Source organism: Rothia terrae, from assembly GCF_014705925.2.
GTDB classification, from domain to species: domain Bacteria; phylum Actinomycetota; class Actinomycetes; order Actinomycetales; family Micrococcaceae; genus Rothia; species Rothia terrae.
Map to the genome: position 1 here is coordinate 2,412,824 of NZ_CP061539.1, position 22,683 is coordinate 2,435,506.

Below are 22,683 nucleotides of genomic sequence, written 5' to 3' on the forward strand. Positions count from 1 at the left end.
CTGCGCATTAAAAGAATATATTTAAGGGGTTATTCACGAGAATTCACCGCACTCGTTTTGCCCCTCATATTCACAGAAAATTCAATATCCCCCATGAAAAACCTCTCCTGGAAGAAATTCCTGACTGGCTCACTCGCGTCCGCAACCATCGCAGCATCCTTATTTTCAGCAGCTCCCGCAGCTAACGCGTCTACCTCTAACGGAACTTTCCGTGGCTATACCTCTTCTGCAGGTGTTTATTCTCAGTACCATGTTTATGCAAATAACATCGACTGGAGCCTACCTGTAGGCGTTGTCTTCTACTTGGATGGCGATTACTTTTACAACTACCAGTCAAAGGTTCACAACCCTGCAAATAGCGACCTCGCCCGCATGGCAAATGTGGCCAATTCTCGCAATATGGTTTTTGTTCCCGTTATTTCACCGGATAAAAATGCTGGTGGCGACGGAATTACCTGGTGGGAAGATCAAAGCCGCAACGGTGACTGGTTCCGTGAGTACGCAAACTGGTTTATTAATGCAACGGGCACGGATCGCAATAATATCTGGACCATCGGCTACTCCGGTGGTGCTGAATTTGAAACCTTCGAGCTCGGTGCTGACAATCAAACCTCATGGCGCTCTAATGGTGGCTCCATCATGGTAGGCGGTGGCGGTAGTCGCGGTATGCAAACTGCACCCAACGACGCAGCAAAGCGCATGAATTTCCAGTGGTGGGAAGGCACGAACGACCGTGCTGGGATCACTAACCCGCCCACCTGGTCAGCTTATGACGCTGGACGACAGGGCTTTGACTCCTATGGGGCCTCAGGGTACTGGAATCGCTCGTTTAACGAGGTATGGGGAGTGAACCACTATCAGTACAATTTCCCCTCCATCTTGACTCAGGCACTCGATAAGGCAGGAGTGAAGAAGCAGTCAGGCTACGGACTCAAGGGCGCAATCGGCGAGAAGTATTACAACTCGGGTGCCGCTGGTAAATACGGCCAGCCAACCACCGGGGAATTCTCCCTCATTGACGGCGGAGCCGGACAACAGTTCTCCAACCGTTACACCATCTACTGGTCACCAAATACTGGAGCGCACCCCGTCTGGTGGCCCGGCGGTATCGGTAACCTCTACCGTGTCAACGGTTACGAAAACGGTTTTGGGTTCCCGACCACTGATGAAGCTGCTGGCCCTAACGGCGGGGCCTACCAGCAATTCGCCAAATCCAACGGACAGCGATACACCCTGTACTGGTCACCTGAAACCGGCACTCATTCTCTGTATGAGAATGGAGCCATTGGACACGCATTCAACGATCATTCCCGCTCCTACGGTTGGGGCTATCCCACCATGAACGAAACGGCAGATAACAACGGTGCGAAGCAGGTCTTCTATCAGCCCAGCAACGGCACCCGCACCGCTGTGTACTGGTCTGAGGGCACAGGCGCGCATTCTCTTAATGATCGCGGCGCGATTTCTGCGCTGTGGGTAGCTAACGGCTACAAGCACGGGTTCCCCATTGCCGACGAAACCGCGACTGCTCGCGGCGGGGCTTCTGCGTTCTTCCGCGATGCCAATGGTGTTGAGACCGGTTATTTCTGGTCTGAGGGTACCGGCGTGCACACGGTTAATTCCAAGGGCGCGCTGTACTGGTACTGGAAGCAGCACGGTTTCATTGACGGTATGGGCTTCCCGACTCACGACGAGCGCGTTGAGGGTGACGGCAAGGTTCACTTGCGTTTTAGCGACGGTACTCACCTCACCTGGAGTGAGTCTGAAGGAGTGAAGGTCGCCAAGTAAGGACGCGAGCAAGCTGAGGGCGGACGCGGGGCGGAGGGCCCCGCGTCCCGCCCTACTTGTTTGACTCACCGCTCACTTTCCGTGGATTTGCGCTGTAAAAACGCGAAAATTACAGCGCGAATCCACGGAAAGTGGGCGGTGCTCTTTTGTGGCTACGCGTTGGCAACCTTTTCGTTACCTGCAGGGGTTACAGTATGAAGTGGAATCACTCACATAATCATATTCTTGAACGATAGGAGCCCTCGTGGCCTCACGTTTCTCAAAGACAGCGGCGGCATCGGCAACCGCTTTGGCGCTGTTGGTTGTGCCTCTGACCGCTCCGGCTCATGCAGCTGACGAGAACCGCACCTTGCAGATTCTGAACATCAACGACTTTCACGGTCGCATCAGCAACGACATTGGCATGGGTCTTGCGGCGACTATTCAGGATCAGCGCGCAGCAAACCCCAATTCCCTTCTGCTTTCAGCGGGCGACAATGTGGGTGCATCCCTGTTTGTCTCCAGTGTTCAGGCGGACGAACCCACTTTGCAGTACTTGAATGCTTTGGGTTTGCAGGCATCCGCAGCCGGTAACCACGAGTTCGACCGCGGCTTCTCAGACCTGATCAACCGCATCGAACCGCACGCTGATTTCCCGTACCTCGGCGCGAACGTCACTGACACCGTCACCGGCCAGCCTGCGCTTGACCCCTACGTTATTTTGGACGCGCCCGATGGCACCAAGGTAGCTGTCATCGGCGCTGTCACGCAAGAAACCCCGCAGCTGACCGACCCGTCAGCGCTGAGCTCCTTGGATTTTCAGAACCCCGTGGACGCGGTGAACAAGTACGCGGATCAGCTTTCTGACGGCAACCCCGATAACGGTGAAGCCGATGTTGTGCTGGCTGAGTACCATGAGGGCGTACGCGCATCCGACGCGATGATGGACGGCATGGTCACCAAGACCAACGCGAATGTGGATGCTATTCTCACCGGTCACACGCACCAGCAGTACCTGTTGGACGGTAAGATTCCGGGCACTAATAAGACTCGTCCCGTGATTCAGACCGGTAACTACGGCGATAATCTGGGCAAAATCGTGTTGACCTTGGATGCCGATAACAACGTGGTTTCATACACTAATGAGCTGGTTAAGCGTGAGGCTGTTCCCGCGCCCGAGAAGGTAGCGGCTGACCCTGTTTTGGCGAAGGCTCAGAAGATTCTTGACGACGCGAATGCGCACGCAACCGAGGTTGGTCAGCAGAAACTGGCTGGTCTGACCGCGCCGATTACTACGGGCTGGGATTCTGCGCAGGCGGCTAACCGCGGTGGTTTTGATCAGCGGGACCGCGAGTCAACGATGGGTCACCTGGTAGCTGATATGTACTTGTCAGCGGCTAATTCAACCGGTCGCACCCCGGCTGATATTGGCATTGTGAACCCCGGTGGTTTGCGCGATGAGTTCCCGGGCGGCTTGCGCACTTCGCTGGATACCGCTGTTAGCGATGTGACCGTGGCTCAGGCGCTGAATGTCACCCCGTTTGCAAACAACCTGTGGACTACCACGTTGACCGGCGCGCAGCTTAAGCAGGTTCTTGAGGAGCAGTGGCAGACCACCGCGGACGGCGCGCAGACCTCACGCGCATACCTGCAGCTGGGCCTTTCGTCCAACGTCAGCTACACCTTTACCGGTGCCCGCGATGCGAGCGGCCACGCAACGCTGAACAACAACATCGATGAAATCTTCATTGACGGTAAGAAGGTCACCGATGATCAGCAGATTACCGTCGCCATTCCGTCATTCTTGCTCGGCGGCGGAGATAACTTCCGCACGCTGTCACAGGGTATGGATGCAAAAGACACCGCACTCGTTGATTCAGACGCTTTCCAGTCCTACCTGAAGGGCGAGGGCACCATTTCACCGCGCTTTAACAAGCAGGCAGTGAAGATTTCTGACGTGGCTGATTCGTACGATGCGAACGGCAACCTGACTTTCACCGCGTCCGAACTGAACGTTGATTCTTTCAAGGCACCTGCCGTTGAGAAGCTGAGCGTTTCGGTGGACGGCGTTGAGCTGGGTACCGCGTCCGTTGAGGGCGGCACCGCTAAGGTTGATGTTCCGCTGGCGGGTAAGGTTTCTGCAGGTCAGCACGTTGTTACCCTCAAGGACGCGGCAACCGGCACCGAGACGCACGTAACGGTGGCGGTGGGCGGCAAGAAGGGTGTTGCGTTCCCCGATGTTCCAGCAGGCTCACTGTTCTACAACGAAATCACCTGGATGCAGCAACGCGGCATCACCGCCGGCTGGGAAGATGGCACATTCCGTCCATGGGTTTCTACCAGTCGTGAGGTCATGGCAGCGTTCTTCTACCGCGCAGCAGGCTCACCGGAGTTCCAGGCACCAGCTGTTTCGCCCTTCAAGGACGTCGCTACCACCGACCCCTTCTACAAGGAGATTGCGTGGATGCACCACGAAGGAATCGCTAACGGATGGAGTGATGGTACTTTCCGCCCCGCAGAGCCTGTTAGCCGCGAAGTTGCTGCAGCGTTCTTCTACCGCGCAGCCGGCTCACCTGAATTCCAGGCACCGGCGAACTCTCCCTTTAAGGACGTCTCAACTTCCGACGTTTTTTACAAGGAAATCGCGTGGATGTCATCCAGCAAGCTCTCCACAGGCTGGGCTGATGGTACTTTCCGCCCCGGTGCGGACGTAACACGTGAAGTATCCGCAGCGTTCTTCTACCGTGCTGACCAGAACGGCGTGAAGTTCTAGGAGGCTCTCAAGTAGAAGCCCACAATAAAAGGCTCTGACAAGCACCGAAGGGTGCGGGTCAGGGCCTTTTTGCGCATTGTTTTTGCACCGACGAACGTGATGTTATACCTGCCCCAACCGTCATATAGTATGTAAAACTAACTTTTTGCGGTGTGGTGAGCCACGTTTCACACTAGCCCTGCTAGGTTGAGAGAAACGCTGAAACCAGCACCGCTGTTTTGACAAGGAGCTCTCATGGGCACGTTCTCACATACCTCCACCTATAAGCACCCGGTAGAAACCGTCGCTGCGTGGCACATGCGCAAAGGCGCGCTCACCCGCGCCACTCCCCCGTGGTCAGGCTCCGTCGAATCAGACAAAGGCGTTGAAGAGGGAGTCCAAGCTAAGCTCAAAATGGCGATTCCCGGCTCAAAAGGCCTAGCCAATCGCTCATGGACGGCACTCATCACGGACGTCCACGACTCCGGTTTTTCCGACATCATGCTGGAAGGCCCACTCAGCACTTGGAAGCACACCCACAAATTCTTGGGCACCGCCAACCAGACCGTTATTCGCGATGACATCGAATTCACCGTTGCAGGCGGCGAAGACCTAAAATCACGCGCCATCGAGAAGAACTCAGGCGCCCTCGAATTCGCCGGCAACGTGCGCGGCGGCACCGAAATCGTCGCATCCAAGGTGGCAGCACGCCACCTCGAAAAAGTCTTCGCCGACCGCGCCCGACGCATCGAAGCCGACCTTGACTTCCAAGCACGCTACGCGGACATCGCGCCGAAAACCATCGTCATCGCAGGCGCATCAGGCATGGTGGGCCAGCAGGTTTCAGCCTTACTCACCACCGGCGGCCACACCGTGCGCACCCTAGTGCGCCGCAACCCCGAAGGCGACAACGAGTACGCGTGGAACCCCGATAAGGGCGAGATCGACGAAACCGCGCTCATTGGTGCGGACGCCGTCATCCACCTGGGCGGCGCGTCCATCAACACGCGATTCAACGAGAAAAACAAGAAGAAAATTCTCGAATCACGCACTACATCCACCGGGCTGCTGGCGCGCACTATCCAGCGTTTGCAGGGCGCCGGGAAAGGCCCGAAAACTTTCGTGGTGGCATCAGCCATCGGTTACTACGGCGCCGACCGCACCGGCGAAACCCTACGCGAAGACTCAGTAGCGGGTAACGACTTCCTCGCTGAGGTCTGCCAGAAATGGGAGGCAGCCGCCGACCCCGCACGCGAGGCGGGTGTTCGCGTCGTTCATGTGCGCACCGGTATTGTGCTCACCCCGCTGGGCGGTTTCTTGAAACTGCAGATGCCGCTGTTTTTGAGTGGAACCGGCGGAACCATCGGCAAGGGCGACAACATCCAGTCGTGGATTTCGCTGGATGACATCGCCGGCATCTACGTGCATGCCGTACTGCGCGACTCGGTGGAGGGACCGGTCAACGCTGTCGCCTCATCACCGTCGAGCGCAAAGAAAGTTGCGCGCCTGGTAGGTCAGACGCTCAAGCGCCCGGCGCTGATGCGCGCGCCGAGGGTCGCGTCCGATGCGTTGCTGGGCAAAGAGGGCACCGACCAGCTGGCACTGGCAGACCAATTTGTGTCTAACGAAAAACTAGTGAAGAGCGGGTACGTCTTCTTTGACGACCAGCTCAGCGGCGCCCTGAAGCACGCGCTGGGATAGTTTCTGTATTCTATTTCCGCCGAGATCCTGATTAATCGACGAAATCCTGTTTTAAATCAGGATTTCGTCGATTAATCAGGATCTTGACGGATGTCTAGGTAAGCAGTGCGCGTTAAGCAACTCTGGGTGCGCGACTGCGCCTCTCTACCGCATCGCGCACCATCGCGAGCAGGCGGTGAGGACGCGGGTACACGTCACCCCAGCCCACGCGAATCACGTACCATCCCGCATTTTGCAGGTCTTTTTCGCGCTGACGCTCACGCAGAATCACCTGGTCAGCCGGCCCGTAGTCGGTGTATTTCAGCGCGCCGTCGAACTCGATGATGATTCCCAGCTCAGGAAGAGCAAAATCCACGCGATATATGCGCCCGGCAACGCTAATTTCGTACTGTTGCACCAGCTCGGGCAACGCCTCATCTAGGAGGGCAAAGCGTACGAGCGTTTCCCCCCCCGCCGACTCCGAAAGCGGGCTCATTAACTGGCCTACCCGGCGGGCGGTTCTGCATCCGCGTCCTTTAGATTCAAGGAGTACAGTGCGCAGATCGTCATAAGGCACCCCGGCACTGTAAACAGCTGATTCTGCCGTGACCAGCGCAGACTGCACGCTTTGCGAGGTCGCGCACGAAAGCACCGTCAGCTCTGGTGGCAGAGCCAGCATCGGCGTGCCCGCAACAGGGGTGCTCTTACCCTGAAACGCGTCGTGGTAGTGGCGCCGCAGCCCCTGCTTTTCTCCATGGATGCGACGCCCAACAATGTGCGTCTCGCGCGGGACATCAAGCGTGGCAAGCCCTTGTACTACCGCCGCTGTCTCGTGGGAAAAGACAACTTTCTCCGACAATGTTTTGTGGGTAGCCACGGCATTCAGAATGGCTTTCTCTTTAGGATTGGCACCCTCCCACAGGTGCCGCTCACAGTAGCCGCCGCGGCACAGGGTAACGAGCTCACCCGCATCCGCACGATTTTTGATGCTCCGCGTTGAGTGGCCGCGCTCCAGCAGTTCTTGGGTGGAGTGCGCATAGTCGTAAAGTTCTTTGGTGGTTCTCATGCGCCCTATAGTCGCAGAAAATGCGGATATTTGCGGGAGACGAGGTTAAATGTGGACATCCGTGTCATCCACAGGGGCGTGTGTCCACAATTGACGGCAGGTTTGCCCTGTAAAACTGTTGCTCTGCTTTCTCCTTCCGCCGCCGCTTCCGCCGCCGAGATCCTGATTAATCGACGAGATCCTGTTTTAAATCAGGATTTCGTCGATTAATCAGGATCTCGGCGCATATTAGGACGCGCATGAGGCAGGCAGCGCGGACGCAAGCAACTCCTGGCTCATGCAGGTAACCACGGACGCATCCCCGTACACTGGTAGGCATGGATCTTTCGCTGGTTTTTCAGGTGCTATTTACGGTTGTGTTTGTGCTGGGTGTGGTGCTGGCGCTGTACTGTGTGTTCACAATTCACAAGAACCCGCACATCAATCAGACCGAGAAGCTCGTGTGGCTTCTGCTCGCCTTAGCGCTGCCTATTTTCGGCCCTATCGCCTGGATTTCTAAGATGCGCATGGAAAAGAAATACGCGCAACAGGACGCTACCCAACCGGCCGAGCACGCGCATCCGGCAAATTAAGGAAGCAGAACTAACACTTCTAATCAGCGAAAACTTCCTAAAAGACGCAACGTGGCCATACCTTGTAAAGAACCGCCATCCAAACCACTATGCGGGTGAGAATCTTGCACAGGAGTCACACAGGTTGATGAAAGTTGTCGCATACATCTCTTAGCTAATTTTGTAATACATACAGCGCAAGAGAGGATGCCTGACATGACCACTGCTAATAGCAACAATGCATTAGACCGATACCAGTACCTTCTTTCAACTGCCAGCCCGCAGAATATCGAAAAAGCTCATGAGGAAGCTTTTGCGTCGATGAGCGCTGAGGAGCGACAGCAAGTTCTGGCTGCGCTTGCCCGTGGTGGTGAAACCCCTCAAGACAGTTCGTCTTCTTCATTGGCGAAGGCAGCTACTCGGCTCGAGATGAAGTCGCCGGGGGCGTTGAGTGGCGTTTTCAGCAATGGGCTGGGTAGCGGCGGGACGGTGTTGGCTTCTCTTGCAGCAGGCTTTGTTGGTTCTGCGGTGTGGAGCACTCTCACCGGCGGTGATGGCGTGGGTGGACGCGCGGGGCTTCTGAGTCGCATCTTTAGCGGCGGACGCCGTGGCTTGTTCAGCGGCGGAGGGCTTGTGGGTAACACTATGCCAGGTAATTTTGGTGGTACCTTCGGTGGTCAGTTAGGCAACTTTGGGGGAGGTCGTCCTCGCGATGATATTCCCGGCGGTGGTTTTGGAGAGGGACGCGGTCGCGGAGGTTTCGGCGGTCCCGGCAGTGGTGGCTTCGGAGGTCCTGGTGGTCCTGGTGGCTTCTAAGACTTCCCTCTTTTGGTGGTTGACACTTCGAGCGGCTAGAAAGCAAGGACCGTCCCTCTGCACCACCCCCTCAAGATCCTGATTTATCGACGAAATCCTGATTTAAAACAGGATTTCGTCGATAAATCAGGATCTCGGCGGCAGTAGTCGCAGTAGCCCCCCCGTAACCCGTAGATGGTTAAACAAAAAGAACCCCCGGTTACCTGAAGTAACCGGGGGTTCTTACCTCGTGCGCAAGGGGGGACTTGAACCCCCACGATCTTGCGATCACTGGCACCTGAAGCCAGCGCGTCTGCCAATTCCGCCACTTGCGCAAGCGGCCCTTTCGAGCGTGAGCTCGTTGAGCAACGAAGACTACTATACACAAAGCATGCGCAAAAAGTCCATTTAGGATGCGTGTGCACTAGATCACAAGGAGCCGCCCCACGCGCCCGCGTCCTACCTTTTATCAGTCTGTTTACTATCGTGTGGAACTATAGAGGTCATGACTGAAAAATCTCACGACCTCACGCTCACCATCGGCCACGACGAGCTGACAATTCGCGACCGCTACGAAACCCTGTCGATTCTGAATGACATTCTGATTGGCGTCATCTTTTTGGTGGGTTCTATCCTGTTCTTCTCTGAGAGCACCACCTACGAGGGCACCTGGCTATTTGTTATTGGTTCTGTGCTGATGCTTATTCGCCCGTGCATTCGTATCACCCGCCGTTTTCACCTGCAGAAGGTGCGCGCGCAGCATCCTTCAGTGCGCGCCCCGCATGAAAGCTCCTTTGATTACTAGCCCGTCAACAACCCGCCGCGCTGAGCCAAAAACCGCCGCATCCGCCCCCTCACCTCAGGGTTTTTACAGGTTTTCTACTAAACTAGAGAAGTAGTATGCATATGTTTCTGCCTTGATGCGCGCGTTTTATTCATAAAGCAAGCACTCAGGTTTTGCTCATGAAAGCCTCATGAGTTGCCCGTAAGGTAGATTTTTCGCCCGTTACCGCGAACAAAGAATGAGCGGTTGCGGCGAGGGTATGCAAGCGAGCGATAGGTCAACTGTAAGGAGGTGTCATGGGTTTCATCACCAAAATCGAACAGGGTTTAGAGAAAGCCGTACGCTCCACTTTTAATAAGGGTGGGCAGTTTGAGCCTGTCGATATTGCTAATCGTATGCGCACTGAAATGGATGATCGTGCTTACGCTATTCCTTCTGGACGCACGATTGCCCCCAATGTTTTTACTGTTGAGTTCACGGCGCAGGATTTTCCGCGCGTTCAGGGGTGGGGTGCTCCGCTGGCTGAAGAGCTGTGCGATGTTGCTATCCGCCATGCCCGCGCGCAGGCGTATTCTCTGCGCGGCTCAGTTCGCGTGACGTTTATGGTGGGCGATGATCTTGAACCCGGTGAGTTCATTGTCAATTCTTCACAAGAGAAGATTGCTGCACCTTCGCAGGAGGCCGCCGCTCAGTCTGCTACTCAGCCACCGGCACCTCACGATGTAGAACCCGCACCGGCTTACCGCGCTGAGCCTGCCCACGAGCAGTTGCCCACGCGCATCACCAAACCCACGGTAGCGAGCCCGCCGCGACGCCACGGCGCAGGAGCTTCTGCAGGCGCATCTTCTACCGCGCATCAGCAAACGCGTATGCCCTACCCGGAGCCGGGTTATTCTGCCCCAGCATTCGAGGCACCCAAGCCGAAGGCTCAGCCTGTTCTCGATATCAACGGGCAAAAGTACTCCATTAATTCTTTCCCCGTTGTTCTTGGTCGCGGACGCGGCGCCGATATCACCGTTGAAGACACCGGTGTTTCGCGTCGTCACCTTGAAATTGTTGAGCAGGACGGCGTGTACCTCGCCGTTGATCTTGGCTCAACGAACGGTAGCTACGTTGATGGTCAGCGCCTGCAGGGGCGTCGTGAGATTACCAGTGGCACCGTTATCACGATGGGTCGCGCCCGTATTGTTTTTCGTTTGATGGTTCCAAGGAGCTAAGTCATGGCATCTGAAATTACCGTAACGCTGCTGCGTTTTGCGTTTTTAGCGCTGCTGTGGCTGTTTGTTTTTATGGTTATGGCGGCGTCTCGTCGTGATCTGGGTATTGGTCGTAACCTTCGTGCTGCTCGCAGTGCGGATGCTGGTGCTCAGCCCGGTGCGCAGGCTGGGGCTCCGACGTCCTCACCGACTCCGGTGGCACCGCCGCCGGCGCGTGCATCACAGTTGGTAATTACCGATGGTGCGCAGGCAGGTGCTGTGATGCGTTTGGGCGATGAGCCGATCACCATGGGACGCGCTAACGATATTGAAGTGTCCCTTGAAGACGATTACGCCTCCGGCCATCACGCGCGCTTGTTCCCGCAGGGTTCACGCTGGTTCTTAGAGGACCTCGGTTCAACCAACGGCACCTTTGTGAATGGCAACCGCCTAACCCGCGCCACCGTGCTTGAGGTGGGCACGGACTTCCGCGTGGGCCGAACCACCATGCAGCTAAGAGCCTAGCCTATGAGTCTCGCTTTTCGTTTTGCCGCGCGCTCCGAGGTGGGTAAAGTGCGCGCTAAAAATGATGACTCCGCCTATGCGGGCCACTATCTAGCCGTTGTTGCCGACGGCATGGGTGGCCACGTGGGTGGCGACGTCGCATCCGCTACCACCGTTCTCGACCTCACTCCCCTGGATCACGCGGGATACGAGGGGTCTGCGGGAGTTTATCTCGCTGACGAGATTCAGACCGCGAACATTATTATGAACGAGTTGGTTTCGCTCAATCCCCTGCTAAGCGGCATGGGAACCACCTGCACTGCCCTGTTGATTGACGGTGACACCATTGAACTCGCGCACATCGGCGACTCCCGCGCTTACCGCCTGCGCGACGGTGTTTTTGAGCAGATTACGACCGACCACACCTTTGTGCAGCGCCTGCTGCAAGAGGGGCGCATTACCGCCGAAGAGGCAGCCAACCACCCGCACAAAAACGTCATTATGCGTGTGCTCGGCGACGTCGACGCGTCCCCCGAACTCGAACTTCAAACCCTCGATGCGCGCATCGGCGAAAAATGGATTTTGAGCTCCGACGGCCTGGATAACCGCGTCGAAGTCGATGAAATCGAAGCCGTGATGCGTTCTACCGCCGACCTCAAACAGATGGTCGATGTTCTCACCAACATGACGCTGGAACGCGGCGCACCCGATAACGTCACCCTCGTTGCCCTACAGGTGATTGATGAAGATTCGCTGTCAGAAACCGTCACCGCTCCTCAGCCAATTATTCCGGTGCGCAAGTACGACGAATCCGGCGAGCAGGTAGGTTTGCACCCCGTTCCGGACGCGCAAGCTGAGACTTCTGCCGAAGTTGATTGCGAAGCCGTGGACGCCGCACCCGAAGACCATCACCGTATCCCGTGGCGTCGCCGCCTGCCGCAAGAAGCAAAACTGCGCAACGCACTGCGTCACGGTAAATGGCGCGGTGAGTCGTTCTCTGACGGCGTGCTCAACGTGATGACCCAGACCGCAGGTGTGGACGAGCGTCCCACCGACGCCGACGAGTCATCGGCATCAGTTCTGCGCACAGAATTGCAACAGCGTCCGCATATTCTGGTGGGCTCAGCTGCCAACGCCACTGAGACCGGGCAGTTTCCCACCGTCACCGAGCACACCATGCAACGACGCGCCACACTGGCAGAAACCGGTGGTCTGCACTCCCAAGAAAAGACGGCGGAACTTCCCGAAGAATTCCGCGCACTTTTGGACGATGAATCCTACGAAGATCCGCGTCCGCGCTGGGCAGTACGCATCTTTGCTACTTTGCTGACTCTCGCAGTGCTGGGAGCTTCTATCTGGAGCGCCCTGAACTGGGTTTCACACCAGTACTACGTGGGTGTGCAGAACAATAAAGTGGCGGTTTACAACGGCGTCCCACAGTCCGTTGGCCCCATCCACCTCTACGAGCTCGTTGAAGAAACCGACGTTGAGGTCAACAACCTGCCCTCCTACTCGCAAACGCTTTTGCGCGACACCATTACCGCTAAAGACCGCGATGATGCCCAGCGCATTGTGGACGACCTCAGGAAAGAAGCCGCGCCCGAGCCGGGTAGGGTAACCACCGTTCCCGCTACCCCGCCGGCAAGTAGCTCAGCAAGTGCCTCAGCACCCGCATCCGAAACCCCGTCAGACCGTGCCAGCGAAGGAGGTCAGTAATGGCTCTATCACTGCGTCAAAAAAATGATGCGCCGCGTTCACGCTACATCGTAGGCTTTATTCTCTCTGCCGTAGCTGTCGCCCTGTGCCCGATTTCGATGTGGCTCATTGACAGCGAAGTGATTGCGGGTGGCGATACCCGCTGGCTTACCGCAACACTCACTCTGGGCATTGGTGCGCTGGTGCTGTACCTAGTGATCCAGTTCAAGGCGCGTTTTGCTGACCCCTTGATTTTGCCGCTGGTACTGGCGCTCAACAGCATCGGTTTGGCAATGATTTACCGCATTGACCTCACCACTAGCGCTCAAGCTGGCGCGTCGCAGGTGATGTGGACGGGTGTGGCTATGGCTGCCGCCGCGATCGTGCTGTTGTTCCTCAAAGATCACCGAGCACTACGACGCGTCACCTATATTTCGCTGGCGGTATCACTTTTCTTGCTGCTTCTTCCGCTGATTCCCGGCCTCGGCTTGGAAATTAACGGCGCGCGCATCTGGATTAGTATTGCCGGACGCACTTTCCAGCCCGGCGAAATCGCCAAGATTACCCTGGCTATATTCTTCGCTGGCTATCTTTCAACGCACCGCGATTTAATTCTGCTGGCCGGTAAACGCGTCGGGCCTTTCCGTCTGCCGCGTTTCAAAGACCTCGCGCCCATGTTCATCGCCTGGCTACTTAGCATCGGTGTGCTGGTATTCCAGCGTGATCTCGGTTCGGCTATTCTCTTCTTCGGCTTATTCATGGCAATGATCTTCCTTGCCACCGGCCAGGTCACCTGGCTAGTTCTCGGCTTCCTCTTTGTGGCAGCCGGCGGCTTTCTCGCCTACAACTTCATCTCGCACGTCTACTACCGCATCTCGTCCTGGGTTCACGCATTTGATCCCGACGTCTACAACCAGGTTGTTGGCGGATCCGGTCAGATTGTGCAGGGTGTTTTCGGTCTTGCCTCCGGCGGTCTTTTTGGGCGCGGCTGGGGCAATGGACGCCCGGATCTCGTCTCGTATTCCAATTCGGACATGATTATCGCGTCCCTCGGCGAAGAGCTCGGCCTGATCGGTCTCGGCGCTCTGCTCATGATGTATATGCTCCTGGTATCACGCGGTTTCCGCGCATCATTGGGCGTCCGCGATGCTTTTGGCAAGTTGTTGGCAGCCGGCCTTTCAGCCGTGATGGTAGTGCAACTGTTCGTGGTCATCGGCGGCGTAACCCGTCTGATCCCGCTGACAGGTCTCACCACTCCGTTTATGTCTGCCGGTGGCTCATCACTCCTTGCCAACTGGGTCATTGTTGCCCTGCTGATCGCGATTTCGCACAGCGCCCGAGCCCCGCAACTGGTCGATACCTTCGAGCCCGAAGAAAGCTCAGACACCATCGACCTCGACAGCTACGAGAATGATGGAGCAACCTCCGTCATCTCACGAATTACTGACCACAATAACGCTGACCATCAAGGAGGTGCGGTTCGTGAATAAAGCAATTCGACGCCTGTGGATTGCCTCAGCATGCGTTTTTGTTCTGCTACTGGGCGCACTCACCTACATCCAGTTCTTTGAATCAAAAACCTTGATGGCTAACCAGTGGAACAGTCGCACACTCTACGACTCCTACGGTTCACAGCGCGGCTCTATTGTCGTAGGCGGCACAGAAATCGCGTCCTCCGTACCTTCAAATGACGGTTACGATTATCAGCGCGTATATTCACAGCCCGAACTCTACGCTGGTTTGACGGGTTACTTCTCGTCAATCTACGGCTCTAGCGGCCTTGAATCAGCCATGAACGATGAGCTCTCCGGCAACGGGGATGAGCAGTTCTACGACCGCATCGCCCAAATGTTCTCCGGCGGCAAGACCACCGGCGCAACCGTTGAGCTCACCATCGACCCCGCAATTCAGCAGACCGCGGCCGAACTCCTCGACGGTCACAAGGGCTCAATCGTGGCGATGAACCCCAAGACCGGCGAAATTCTGGCGATGGCGTCCAGCCCCTCCTACGATCCTAACGAGCTGTCATCACACGATAACGGCGCGGTCATCGACGCGTACTCACGCCTCAACAGCGACCCCGATAACCCGCTCTACAACCGAGCAATCGCAGGTAACACCTACTCACCCGGTTCTACCTTCAAAATTATCGACGCTGTTGCCGCCCTAGAATCTGGAAAATACAACGCTGATTCGGTCATTGATAACCCGCAAGAGTTACAGCTACCGAACACCACCACCAAGCTCCCCAACTACGTCAACGGGCAGTGCTCAACACGCACGCAAGCAACCATTGAATGGGCGCTTGCACAATCGTGCAACACTCCCTTTGCGCAGATCGCAATGGACGTTGGTCAAGATAAGATAGCTCAGACGGCAAAGAATTTTGGGTACGGAGAAGACCTCTCTATTCCGCTGAGCGTCTCTCCATCAGTTTTCCCTGCTGATATGTCACAGGACCAGTTAGCACTTGCATCCATCGGCCAGTACGACGTCAAAACAACCCCGCTACAGGTTGCGATGATGTCATCGGCTATTGCGAACGATGGAAAGCAAATGAAACCGAACCTCGTGAAATCCGTAAAATCTCGCAGCCTGAGTTCCCTGTACGAGTTCTCCCCATCTGAACTTCGTACATCAACAAGTGCAGACGTTGCCTCTCAGGTAAAAGATTGGATGGTGAACGACGTGGATAACGGTATCGCGTCGGGCGCAGCTGTGAACGGTGTGAAAGTCGCAGGTAAAACCGGCACTGCCGAGATTGGTAGTACCGGCTCTAATAACGCATGGTTTACGGGGTTTGCTCCTGCAGATGACCCCCAGGTTGCTGTTGCGGTAGTTTATGAAGATGTAGATGCAGTTACAGGTGCCTCGCTTACCTCTCCGGCGGGCAAGGCTCTTTTTGAGGCGGTGTTGAACAAGTGAGGCCTTCAGCTGAGACCACACTAGGCGGTCGTTACGACCTGACGGAGCGCATTGCCATTGGCGGCATGGGCGAGGTCTGGAAAGCGCGCGATAAGGTGCTAGGACGCATCGTCGCAGTTAAAATTCTGAAAGAGGAATATACCGGTGATCCCGGCTTCCTTGAGCGTTTCCGTGCCGAGGCTCGTCACACCGCGCTCCTCAACCATCCCGGTGTCGCTAACGTTTTTGACTACGGCGAAGAAGAGGGCTCTGCCTACCTGGTGATGGAGCTTGTGCCGGGCGATCCGCTGTCGAACATCATCGAAAAAGAAAAGCGCCTGGATTCAGACCGCATTCTGAACGTGATTGCTCAGACTGCTCGCGCGCTGGCTGCTGCCCACGCGCAGGGTCTGGTGCACCGCGATGTTAAGCCGGGTAACCTCATCATTACCCCGGACGAGCGTGTGAAGGTCACCGACTTCGGCATCGCGCGTTTGACCGACCAGGTTCCGCTGACCGCTACCGGTCAGGTCATGGGTACCGCGCAGTACTTGGCGCCTGAGCAGGCGACCGGTCAGCCCGCGACCCCCTCTTCTGACATGTACTCGCTGGGCATCATCGGCTACGAGTGCCTTGCCGGTAAGCGTCCTTTCACCGGTGAATCACAGATTGCTATTGCGCTGGCGCAGGTTAATGATCCGCCGCCACCGCTACCCAAGGACGTCCCCGCGCCCGCAGCTGCACTGATTATGTGCTTGCTGTCGAAGGATCCCAAGCAGCGTCCTGAATCTGCAACCACGTTGGCTTCAGCGGTGGATGCGATTCGCCGCCGCGATATTCCGGCAGCGATTAAGGCTGTGCCTTCTTTGTCGACCTTCCTCCCGCAGGGTGCAGACACCGAAGCCACAGAGGTCATGACAGCTGCAACCTCAACCGTTAAGGCACCTCGCTACGGTTCTGGCGCAGTGGCGTACACTCCCGAGCCCACTACCGCCAAGCAACCGGCAGTGCCCACCAAGGACGCTCAGGCTGCTGGGGCGCGCACCCCCGAGAAGAAGAAGTCAGGCCCGTGGGGCTGGGTTTCACTCTTCTTGGCCCTTCTTCTGCTGGGTCTCGTTGTTGGTTTCTTCTTGCTGGGCGGCTTGGGCAATAACTCGTCTTCCAACCAGCCAGCGAATACTCCCGCGCCTTCAGGCACTGTCTCGACCATTAGCGTCGCCCCTTCAGAGGAGTCCGCTGAACCCACTGCGACCGCCGAAGAAGAACGCATCTCTTTGCGTAACGCCGACTATGTAGGACGTCCGCTGGATGAAGTCATCAACGACCTCACCTCGAAGGGGCTGTCTACCAAGACCGAGGGCGTGGCCTCCGATGAGAAGAGCGACACCGTTCTTTCCATCTCACCCACCGGCTCCGTTGTCGCGGGTTCAACCGTCACTGTCTCGTACTCCACCGGCCCTGCAAGCGTCACCCTGCCCAACAACCTGGAAGGCCGCAACGCCGACGAGGTCATCAAGCAGATCACCGATTTAGGCGTTAACGTGCAGGTTCACATGGAGACCACCGACAGTGCAGATCCTAACACCGTGTTACGAACCAGCCCGTCTTCAGGCTCTCACGTAGAAGTTGGTAGTAATGTTGATGTTTACGTAGCTCATGCGTCCTCATCTTCGGGGACAGATTCTGAGTCTGCAGCAGCTGCAACGCCCACCACTGAAGCATCCCCCTCCGCTTCTGCATCGGCGTCCACGTCCCCTGCCGCCCAAGATAATGGATAGATAAGAGTATGGAACTGAACCTCCCCGGTACGATTGACCAGCGTTACACCGTTGAAGAGGTTATCGGTAGCGGTGCCATGGCAACCGTGTATTCAGCTACCGATAATCGTTTGGGACGCCAGGTAGCACTCAAAGTATTGCGCCCTGATATTGCCCGCGATGAGGCATCCTTCTCTCGTTTTGCGCGCGAAGGTGAATCCGTTGCTTCACTGAACCACCCCGGCATTGTGGCTGTTTACGATACCGGCAAGGTGAATGTGCCTGATGAGAAGGGAAGCATTGACGTTCCCTACCTTGTGATGGAGCTTGTTCGCGGTAAGTCTTTGCGCGAGATGATGCGCAGCGGCGGCATTTCAACTAAGGATGCGTCTATCTTCGGTGTGCAGTTGCTTGAGGCTTTGGCGTACAGCCACAGCAAGGGCATTATTCACCGCGATATTAAGCCCGCTAACCTGATGGTGTTGGATCCTACCGATGATGATCGTCAGCGCGGCATTCCCGGTCAGCTTAAGGTCATGGATTTCGGCATCGCTCGTGTGGCTGAGGGCGAGCCTTTGACCCAGGTGAACACCGTTATTGGCACGCCGCGTTATATTTCGCCGGAGCACGCTCGCGGTGCTCAGGTTGATGAGCGTAGCGACGTATATTCCGCTGCGGTTGTTCTTTATGAAATGCTGGCAGGACGCGCGCCGTTTGCTGGCGATGTTGTCAACGAGATTATTTCGCAGCATCTTTCTGAAGAGCCTAAGGCACCGAGCTTTTACGCTAAGCAGCAGATCCCTGCAGAGCTTGACCGCGTGGTTTTGAAGGCTCTGAGCAAGGATCCCGCTCAGCGTTACCAAGATGCTGAGCATTTTCGCAACGCACTGGCACATGCCGCCCGCGGCATACTTCCGCAGTCTGTCTTGGACGATATCGACAACGAACCTGCTACTTCAGCTATGTCAACTGCTACCGCAGTTGGCGCGGGTGCCGTAGCTGCGTCCAACGGCAAGTACAGCGTGCTTGATACCCAGTCCACCCCGCAGGCTCCCGTGGAAGACGCGGGTTTGGGCGGTTTCTTTGCCGGTGCTCAGAGCGAGTACTCCGATGAAGAAGTCATGGAATACGGTCGCGATTCTGAGGTTCTTCTCAAGAACCGTCGCAAGCGCGCGTGGGGCAGGTTCCTTTCCGGCCTTGTGATTTTCTTGTTGGCAGCGTCCTGCATTGGCCTGATTCTGTACTACCAGAACAAGCTGAATGAGGTTCCCACCGTGGCGGTGCCTTCTGTTACCGGTATGTCTCGTGAAGAAGCAGAAAACTCCTTACGCAACGCAGGATTGCAGCTTGAGTTTGAAGAGACATTCTCTGACAAGGTTGAGAAGGGTCAGGCTATCGGTACCGATCCCATCGCGGGAACAGCCATTGACGAAGGCAGCGTTGTAAAACTCAACATGTCTAAGGGCAATGAGATGGTGAAGGTTCCCACCGGCCTGAACGGTCAGTCCGAGGCGTATGTACGCGAGGCTCTCACCAACGCTGATTTCAAGCCGGGACGCACGTCCACGGTGAATAACCCCACCGTACCGGCTGGCATGGTAGTGGGCGTAAAGCCCGGTGAAGGTGAATCCGTTAAGGCTGAGTCAACCATCGACATCATTCTTTCAACCGGCAAGGTTGAGGTGCCCTCGCTCGTAGGTTTAACCCGCGACGAGGCGATTGCTGCACTGACCGGCCCTGATGTGCTGCTGAGCACCAACATTGAAAATGTTCAGACCGATGACGCTCCTGCAGGCACCGTAATGTCGCAGAGCGCAGCGGCTGGAACCTCCATTGAGCAGGGTTCTACAGTGACTATCCGTATTGCTAATGCACCCGCTCCTCAGGCGAGCGCATCGGCAGCACCTGCTCCTAGTGCGGCTGCGTCTCAGCAAGCTAACAACAACCAGGCTAATCAGAACACCGCCCAGGCTCAGCCCTCTGCTAGTGCTACTCCGTCGGCTGCGACGTCCGCTCAGCCTTCTGCGCAGGCGTCGGCGACGGCACGTTCGTCAGCGCGTCCGAGCGCATCGGCTAGCCGCTAAGTTCTGGTAACAGCGAGCAAAGGGCGCGTGGGCAATTTTCAAGAAATTGTCCACGCGCCCTTTTTTGTTATCTGCTCATCATGCGCGCTAGCCCTTGTTAGCTTGTTAGCGGATTTTCGATCTCAGCTGGCAATCAGCGGTGAAAGTTCCTTAGCGCGTGCGGCCACACCGTGCATGCCGAGGTCTTCGAGCCAGTTGCCGAGCATGAGGTAGCCCGCTTCGGTGAGCACTGATTCGGGGTGAAACTGTACTCCGTGCATGGGCGCGTTTTTGTGTGCCAGGCCCATGATGATTCCGTTGTCGGTGGTGGAGGTTACCGCTAGCTCATCGGGCAGAGTCTCGGGCTCCACTGCGAGTGAATGGTAGCGCGTTGCGGTAAAGGGCAAGGGCACGTCTTTGAACACTGACTCGTTTTCGTGCACCAGGCGCGAGGTTTTACCGTGCATCAGTTCCGGGGCGTGCGAGACAGTTGCGCCAAACGCCTCAGCGATTGCCTGGTGTCCTAGGCAGACGCCCAGAAGCGGCTTACGCGCGTCCTTTGCCCAGCGAATGAGGTCAATAATGACGCCCGCGTCTGCAGGTGCGCCGGGACCGGGAGAAATCAGGACGCCGTCGTGCTGCTCAGCGAGCGCGATGGCCGCATCCAGGCTTATTTCGTCGTTGCGCACCACGGTGGTTTGTGCGCCCAGTTGTTGAATGTAGCCCACCAGGGTGAACACAAAACTGTCGTAGTTATCAATAACCAGAACTTTTGTCATGGTCTGCACCTTTCTGACGGTGAGGCTATTCGATGGTTGAGGTTTCGGTGAAGGGGCTGTATTCCACGAATGCGGGGAATACGTACTGCATGAGCAGTAGAACTACCGCTACGATGAGCACGATAGCGATGAGAATACGCGCCCACAGTGGGCCGGGCAGATGTCTAAAGATCCATCCGTACATATCAAATTCTCCTTAGTTCACTGCGCCGGCAATTTCGGCGGGCGCGCCTGCTGATTGTGGCTGGAATGATTCCATTTTTGCGTGCACGATGTATCGTTCGGTGTCACCGTAGCGCGGGTGGCAGGAGGTGAGTGTCATGATGCGCTCGGTGGGTGCAGCGCCCGGGTTATCGGGGTTGGGGGCGATGACTTCTACCTGGGTGGGCAGAACAATTTCGTGCTTGTACACGCTGTAGGTGTAGTACCCTTCGCGGGTTCGCACGTAGATTTTGTCGCCTTCTTGAAGCTGGTCGATGTTATCGAGCACTGCGCCGTTGGTTTGGCGGTGGCCTGCGAGCGAGAAGTTGCCGATTTCGCCGGGTTCGGCGGTGTCTTCGTAGTGTCCCAGTCCGAGGGTGTCGAGCACTTCGGTGCTGGTGCCTTCGGCGATAGGACGCTGGTAGTTTTCGCCCAGACGCGGAATGTAGACGATGCCGTACGCTTCGCCTTCGCCCGGCGCGTCTGCGGCTACGGGCGGGTTACTCGCATCCGTGTTCTGCGCCGATGAGTCAGCATTCTCACCGCTAGTGCCGTCGCTACTTTCAGCACCATTACCGACGCCGTCAGTAGCCGCGTCCTTGAACTCTTGGCTCAGCGACTGCACAGCATCATCCTGCGCGCTGTTAGCCGCAATGTTCGTCCACCACAGCTGCCACGCAACAAAGAGCAAAAGAATAAGGCCAACCGTAATGAGCAGCTCACCAAAAATTTGAATGATCCACTGCAGAGGGCTCCTGCGGGACGCCGGACGCGCCCCCTTAGTAGCGACGCTACCGTGCTGTGCGGTGTTGCTCATCGTCTACCTTTCGCCGCCGCTCTGCACTTTTCTTAAAAGGTGAGGGCGATATAATCATGCATTGAAGTACGTTTTATAACTATTTAACCGTACACGAGTTGTGCACGGTGCTGGAGGTATTGTGGCTGAGTCAGGTAGCAAACGAGCGCAGTCAGATCTTGATGAAGAAGCGCAGTTTCGCAAGGTAGCGCGCGAGATGACCACCGACGAGTTCGCCAGCCCCACCCCGCTGTGGTACCGCGTCATCATGTTCGGTTTGATGATTGCCGGCGTTGTGTGGATTATGGTCTACTACATCACGCAAAGCGCCTACCCTATCGCCGCCCTCGGCGCGTGGAACCTCGTAGTTGGTGTTGGCCTGATGATGCTCGGTCTGATTATGACCACTAGGTGGCGTTAATCGTGGCTCACCAGGGTTTTGCCGGTTCGGATATTCACCCCGAGCTGCCGAACACACCGAGTGACGCGTCTAAGCCTGACGTCACCAACCCCTCAAACCTTGCCCCCGTTGATCCGTCGCAAAAACGTGAGGATCGCGAGGATATCAAGGCAGCGATTGTTGAAACCAAACTACGACGCTGGGCTTTAATTGGCTTCATCGCGGCACCAGCGGCGTATTTTGCCTGGCAGGCTCTGGGCAGTTAGCCCTCTAAAAAATTTCATCAAGGACGCGCGTCCTACTTTTAAAAACGGCAGGTGCTCGGGGTTTTCTTCCGGGCACCTGCCGTTTTACGTCTTTTATTCTTTAGCGATAGCTGGCGGCTGATATGACTTTACGGTGGATTGGCTGGTGTACTGCTTGCTGTTCGCCGTGGCGTAGGTGGCAACAAACCCCTCATACCAGGGGCGAATGTTGCCGTACTGGCTGTCAAAGCGCAGGTTCACCGCACTGTTCGTCACGATGGGCGAGTTGCCGCCCTTAGGAATGGTGATGGTGGTTGCGCCGGGAGTTTTCATGGTCACCTTGTAATCCACGTATCCGGTAGGAATCACCATAGTAGTACCGTCAGCCATCGGTATAGCGGTAGTAACTTTTACCGGAGCGTTCCAGTAAGTGCCGGTAGTGCCGAGGGAAGTCGGTGCAGCCACAGCAAGCACGCTACTGATTACAATGTAGTATTCCAAGCTGGTAAGTTTCGCCGTTGTTGCGGCGCTACCGTTAATCGCCTGAATCTGGTAACCCGCCGAATGAACGTCGGTGTGATAGCGAGTGTGATTAGTAGTGTCGGTATAAGACTTGACCGTACCTGTTTGCCCCGCGCTGACACCGGCGTATTCAGGGTTGCTTGACTTGCATAGGCAGGAACAACCGAAGTAGCAATAACCACCGGCACAGACCAGCTAGCACCTTTAATAAGCTGGCGTCGCGAAG

The 22,683-nt window shown here is 56.4% G+C and carries 20 protein-coding genes and 1 tRNA gene; 15 read left to right on the plus strand and 6 right to left on the minus strand.

The annotated features are described in order from the left end of the window. The first annotated feature begins 93 nt into the window (after nucleotides 1-93). From IDM49_RS10955 to IDM49_RS10965, 3 genes are all read left to right on the plus strand, one after another. Nucleotides 94-1,788, plus strand: coding sequence for an LGFP repeat-containing protein (locus tag IDM49_RS10955; protein WP_190724534.1), 1,695 nt, complete (start codon nucleotides 94-96; stop codon nucleotides 1,786-1,788). 244 nt (nucleotides 1,789-2,032) lie between these two features. Then, on the plus strand, nucleotides 2,033-4,540 hold the full coding sequence (locus tag IDM49_RS10960; RefSeq protein WP_190724535.1) for an S-layer homology domain-containing protein: 2,508 nt from the start codon (nucleotides 2,033-2,035) through the stop codon (nucleotides 4,538-4,540). Nucleotides 4,541-4,774: 234 nt separating this feature from the next. Then, on the plus strand, nucleotides 4,775-6,220 hold the full coding sequence (locus IDM49_RS10965; protein WP_190724536.1) for a TIGR01777 family oxidoreductase: 1,446 nt from the start codon (nucleotides 4,775-4,777) through the stop codon (nucleotides 6,218-6,220). Nucleotides 6,221-6,332: 112 nt separating this feature from the next. Here IDM49_RS10965 and IDM49_RS10970 read toward each other — a convergent pair whose 3' ends face one another. Continuing rightward, nucleotides 6,333-7,265 (minus strand): PDDEXK family nuclease, encoded by a 933-nt coding sequence (locus IDM49_RS10970; RefSeq protein WP_190724537.1) that lies wholly within the window; start codon nucleotides 7,263-7,265, stop codon nucleotides 6,333-6,335. Nucleotides 7,266-7,582: 317 nt separating this feature from the next. On the opposite strand from IDM49_RS10970, the gene IDM49_RS10975 reads away from it, so the two are divergent. After that, the gene (locus IDM49_RS10975) at nucleotides 7,583-7,837 is read left to right on the plus strand and encodes a PLDc N-terminal domain-containing protein (protein ID WP_168615479.1); all 255 of its coding nucleotides are present in this window, start codon (nucleotides 7,583-7,585) and stop codon (nucleotides 7,835-7,837) included. A 195-nt stretch (nucleotides 7,838-8,032) separates the two neighbouring features. Beyond that, entirely contained in the window at nucleotides 8,033-8,632 is a 600-nt protein-coding gene (locus IDM49_RS10980; protein ID WP_168615480.1) for a hypothetical protein, read from the plus strand. 230 nt (nucleotides 8,633-8,862) lie between these two features. Here the strand turns inward: IDM49_RS10980 and IDM49_RS10985 are convergent. Continuing rightward, a tRNA-Leu gene (locus tag IDM49_RS10985) sits at nucleotides 8,863-8,946 on the minus strand. Nucleotides 8,947-9,116: 170 nt separating this feature from the next. On the opposite strand from IDM49_RS10985, the gene IDM49_RS10990 reads away from it, so the two are divergent. From IDM49_RS10990 to pknB, 8 genes are all read left to right on the plus strand, one after another. Beyond that, nucleotides 9,117-9,416, plus strand: coding sequence for a YrhK family protein (locus tag IDM49_RS10990; protein ID WP_168615481.1), 300 nt, complete (start codon nucleotides 9,117-9,119; stop codon nucleotides 9,414-9,416). Nucleotides 9,417-9,691: 275 nt separating this feature from the next. Next, nucleotides 9,692-10,612: an FhaA domain-containing protein gene (locus IDM49_RS10995; protein ID WP_190724538.1), complete on the plus strand. Its 921-nt coding sequence runs from the start codon at nucleotides 9,692-9,694 to the stop codon at nucleotides 10,610-10,612. Nucleotides 10,613-10,615: 3 nt separating this feature from the next. Next, nucleotides 10,616-11,116 (plus strand): FHA domain-containing protein FhaB/FipA, encoded by a 501-nt coding sequence (locus tag IDM49_RS11000; RefSeq protein ID WP_168615483.1) that lies wholly within the window; start codon nucleotides 10,616-10,618, stop codon nucleotides 11,114-11,116. A 3-nt stretch (nucleotides 11,117-11,119) separates the two neighbouring features. Beyond that, nucleotides 11,120-12,811, plus strand: coding sequence for a PP2C family protein-serine/threonine phosphatase (locus IDM49_RS11005; RefSeq protein WP_190724539.1), 1,692 nt, complete (start codon nucleotides 11,120-11,122; stop codon nucleotides 12,809-12,811). After that, on the plus strand, nucleotides 12,811-14,280 hold the full coding sequence (locus IDM49_RS11010; protein WP_168615485.1) for an FtsW/RodA/SpoVE family cell cycle protein: 1,470 nt from the start codon (nucleotides 12,811-12,813) through the stop codon (nucleotides 14,278-14,280). The genes IDM49_RS11005 and IDM49_RS11010 overlap by 1 nt, the downstream gene beginning before the upstream one ends. Beyond that, nucleotides 14,273-15,715, plus strand: a complete 1,443-nt coding sequence (locus tag IDM49_RS11015; protein ID WP_190724540.1) for a peptidoglycan D,D-transpeptidase FtsI family protein — start codon at nucleotides 14,273-14,275, stop codon at nucleotides 15,713-15,715. Before IDM49_RS11010 ends, IDM49_RS11015 begins: the two co-directional genes overlap by 8 nt. Next, complete coding sequence (locus IDM49_RS11020) at nucleotides 15,712-17,472, plus strand: protein kinase domain-containing protein (protein WP_190724541.1); 1,761 nt, start codon at nucleotides 15,712-15,714, stop codon at nucleotides 17,470-17,472. The genes IDM49_RS11015 and IDM49_RS11020 overlap by 4 nt, the downstream gene beginning before the upstream one ends. Nucleotides 17,473-17,480: 8 nt before the next feature. Next, nucleotides 17,481-19,535, plus strand: coding sequence for a Stk1 family PASTA domain-containing Ser/Thr kinase (gene pknB, locus IDM49_RS11025; RefSeq protein WP_190724542.1), 2,055 nt, complete (start codon nucleotides 17,481-17,483; stop codon nucleotides 19,533-19,535). Nucleotides 19,536-19,657: 122 nt separating this feature from the next. On the opposite strand, the gene IDM49_RS11030 is transcribed toward pknB, so the two are convergent. Genes IDM49_RS11030 through IDM49_RS11040 form a run of 3 tightly spaced genes read right to left on the minus strand, consistent with a single transcriptional unit; the run spans nucleotide 19,658 to nucleotide 21,311 of the window. Next, entirely contained in the window at nucleotides 19,658-20,293 is a 636-nt protein-coding gene (locus IDM49_RS11030; RefSeq protein ID WP_190724543.1) for an aminodeoxychorismate/anthranilate synthase component II, read from the minus strand. 25 nt (nucleotides 20,294-20,318) lie between these two features. Beyond that, nucleotides 20,319-20,477 (minus strand): hypothetical protein, encoded by a 159-nt coding sequence (locus tag IDM49_RS11035; protein WP_168615490.1) that lies wholly within the window; start codon nucleotides 20,475-20,477, stop codon nucleotides 20,319-20,321. 12 nt (nucleotides 20,478-20,489) lie between these two features. Beyond that, entirely contained in the window at nucleotides 20,490-21,311 is an 822-nt protein-coding gene (locus tag IDM49_RS11040; protein ID WP_190724544.1) for a class E sortase, read from the minus strand. Between the two features lie 121 nt (nucleotides 21,312-21,432). On the opposite strand from IDM49_RS11040, the gene IDM49_RS11045 reads away from it, so the two are divergent. Both IDM49_RS11045 and IDM49_RS11050 read left to right on the plus strand, forming a co-directional pair. Continuing rightward, complete coding sequence (locus IDM49_RS11045; protein ID WP_228008103.1) at nucleotides 21,433-21,711, plus strand: cell division protein CrgA; 279 nt, start codon at nucleotides 21,433-21,435, stop codon at nucleotides 21,709-21,711. 2 nt (nucleotides 21,712-21,713) lie between these two features. Next, complete coding sequence (locus tag IDM49_RS11050; protein WP_190724545.1) at nucleotides 21,714-21,956, plus strand: long-chain fatty acid--CoA ligase; 243 nt, start codon at nucleotides 21,714-21,716, stop codon at nucleotides 21,954-21,956. Between the two features lie 93 nt (nucleotides 21,957-22,049). Here IDM49_RS11050 and IDM49_RS11055 read toward each other — a convergent pair whose 3' ends face one another. Then, entirely contained in the window at nucleotides 22,050-22,436 is a 387-nt protein-coding gene (locus IDM49_RS11055) for a hypothetical protein (RefSeq protein ID WP_190724546.1), read from the minus strand. Nucleotides 22,437-22,683 lie beyond the last annotated feature (247 nt).

Coding starts and splice junctions, on each gene's coding strand:
- IDM49_RS11005 (WP_190724539.1), top strand. CDS start 11,120: ATGAGTCTCGCTTTTCGTTTTGCCGCGCGCTCCGAGGTGGGTAAAGTG.
- pknB (WP_190724542.1), top strand. CDS start 17,481: ATGGAACTGAACCTCCCCGGTACGATTGACCAGCGTTACACCGTTGAA.
- IDM49_RS10990 (WP_168615481.1), top strand. CDS start 9,117: ATGACTGAAAAATCTCACGACCTCACGCTCACCATCGGCCACGACGAG.
- IDM49_RS10975 (WP_168615479.1), top strand. CDS start 7,583: ATGGATCTTTCGCTGGTTTTTCAGGTGCTATTTACGGTTGTGTTTGTG.
- IDM49_RS10980 (WP_168615480.1), top strand. CDS start 8,033: ATGACCACTGCTAATAGCAACAATGCATTAGACCGATACCAGTACCTT.
- IDM49_RS11035 (WP_168615490.1), bottom strand. CDS start 20,477: ATGTACGGATGGATCTTTAGACATCTGCCCGGCCCACTGTGGGCGCGT.
- IDM49_RS10970 (WP_190724537.1), bottom strand. CDS start 7,265: ATGAGAACCACCAAAGAACTTTACGACTATGCGCACTCCACCCAAGAA.
- IDM49_RS10965 (WP_190724536.1), top strand. CDS start 4,775: ATGGGCACGTTCTCACATACCTCCACCTATAAGCACCCGGTAGAAACC.
- IDM49_RS11030 (WP_190724543.1), bottom strand. CDS start 20,293: ATGACAAAAGTTCTGGTTATTGATAACTACGACAGTTTTGTGTTCACC.
- IDM49_RS11000 (WP_168615483.1), top strand. CDS start 10,616: ATGGCATCTGAAATTACCGTAACGCTGCTGCGTTTTGCGTTTTTAGCG.
- IDM49_RS10995 (WP_190724538.1), top strand. CDS start 9,692: ATGGGTTTCATCACCAAAATCGAACAGGGTTTAGAGAAAGCCGTACGC.
- IDM49_RS10955 (WP_190724534.1), top strand. CDS start 94: ATGAAAAACCTCTCCTGGAAGAAATTCCTGACTGGCTCACTCGCGTCC.
- IDM49_RS11040 (WP_190724544.1), bottom strand. CDS start 21,311: ATGAGCAACACCGCACAGCACGGTAGCGTCGCTACTAAGGGGGCGCGT.
- IDM49_RS11010 (WP_168615485.1), top strand. CDS start 12,811: ATGGCTCTATCACTGCGTCAAAAAAATGATGCGCCGCGTTCACGCTAC.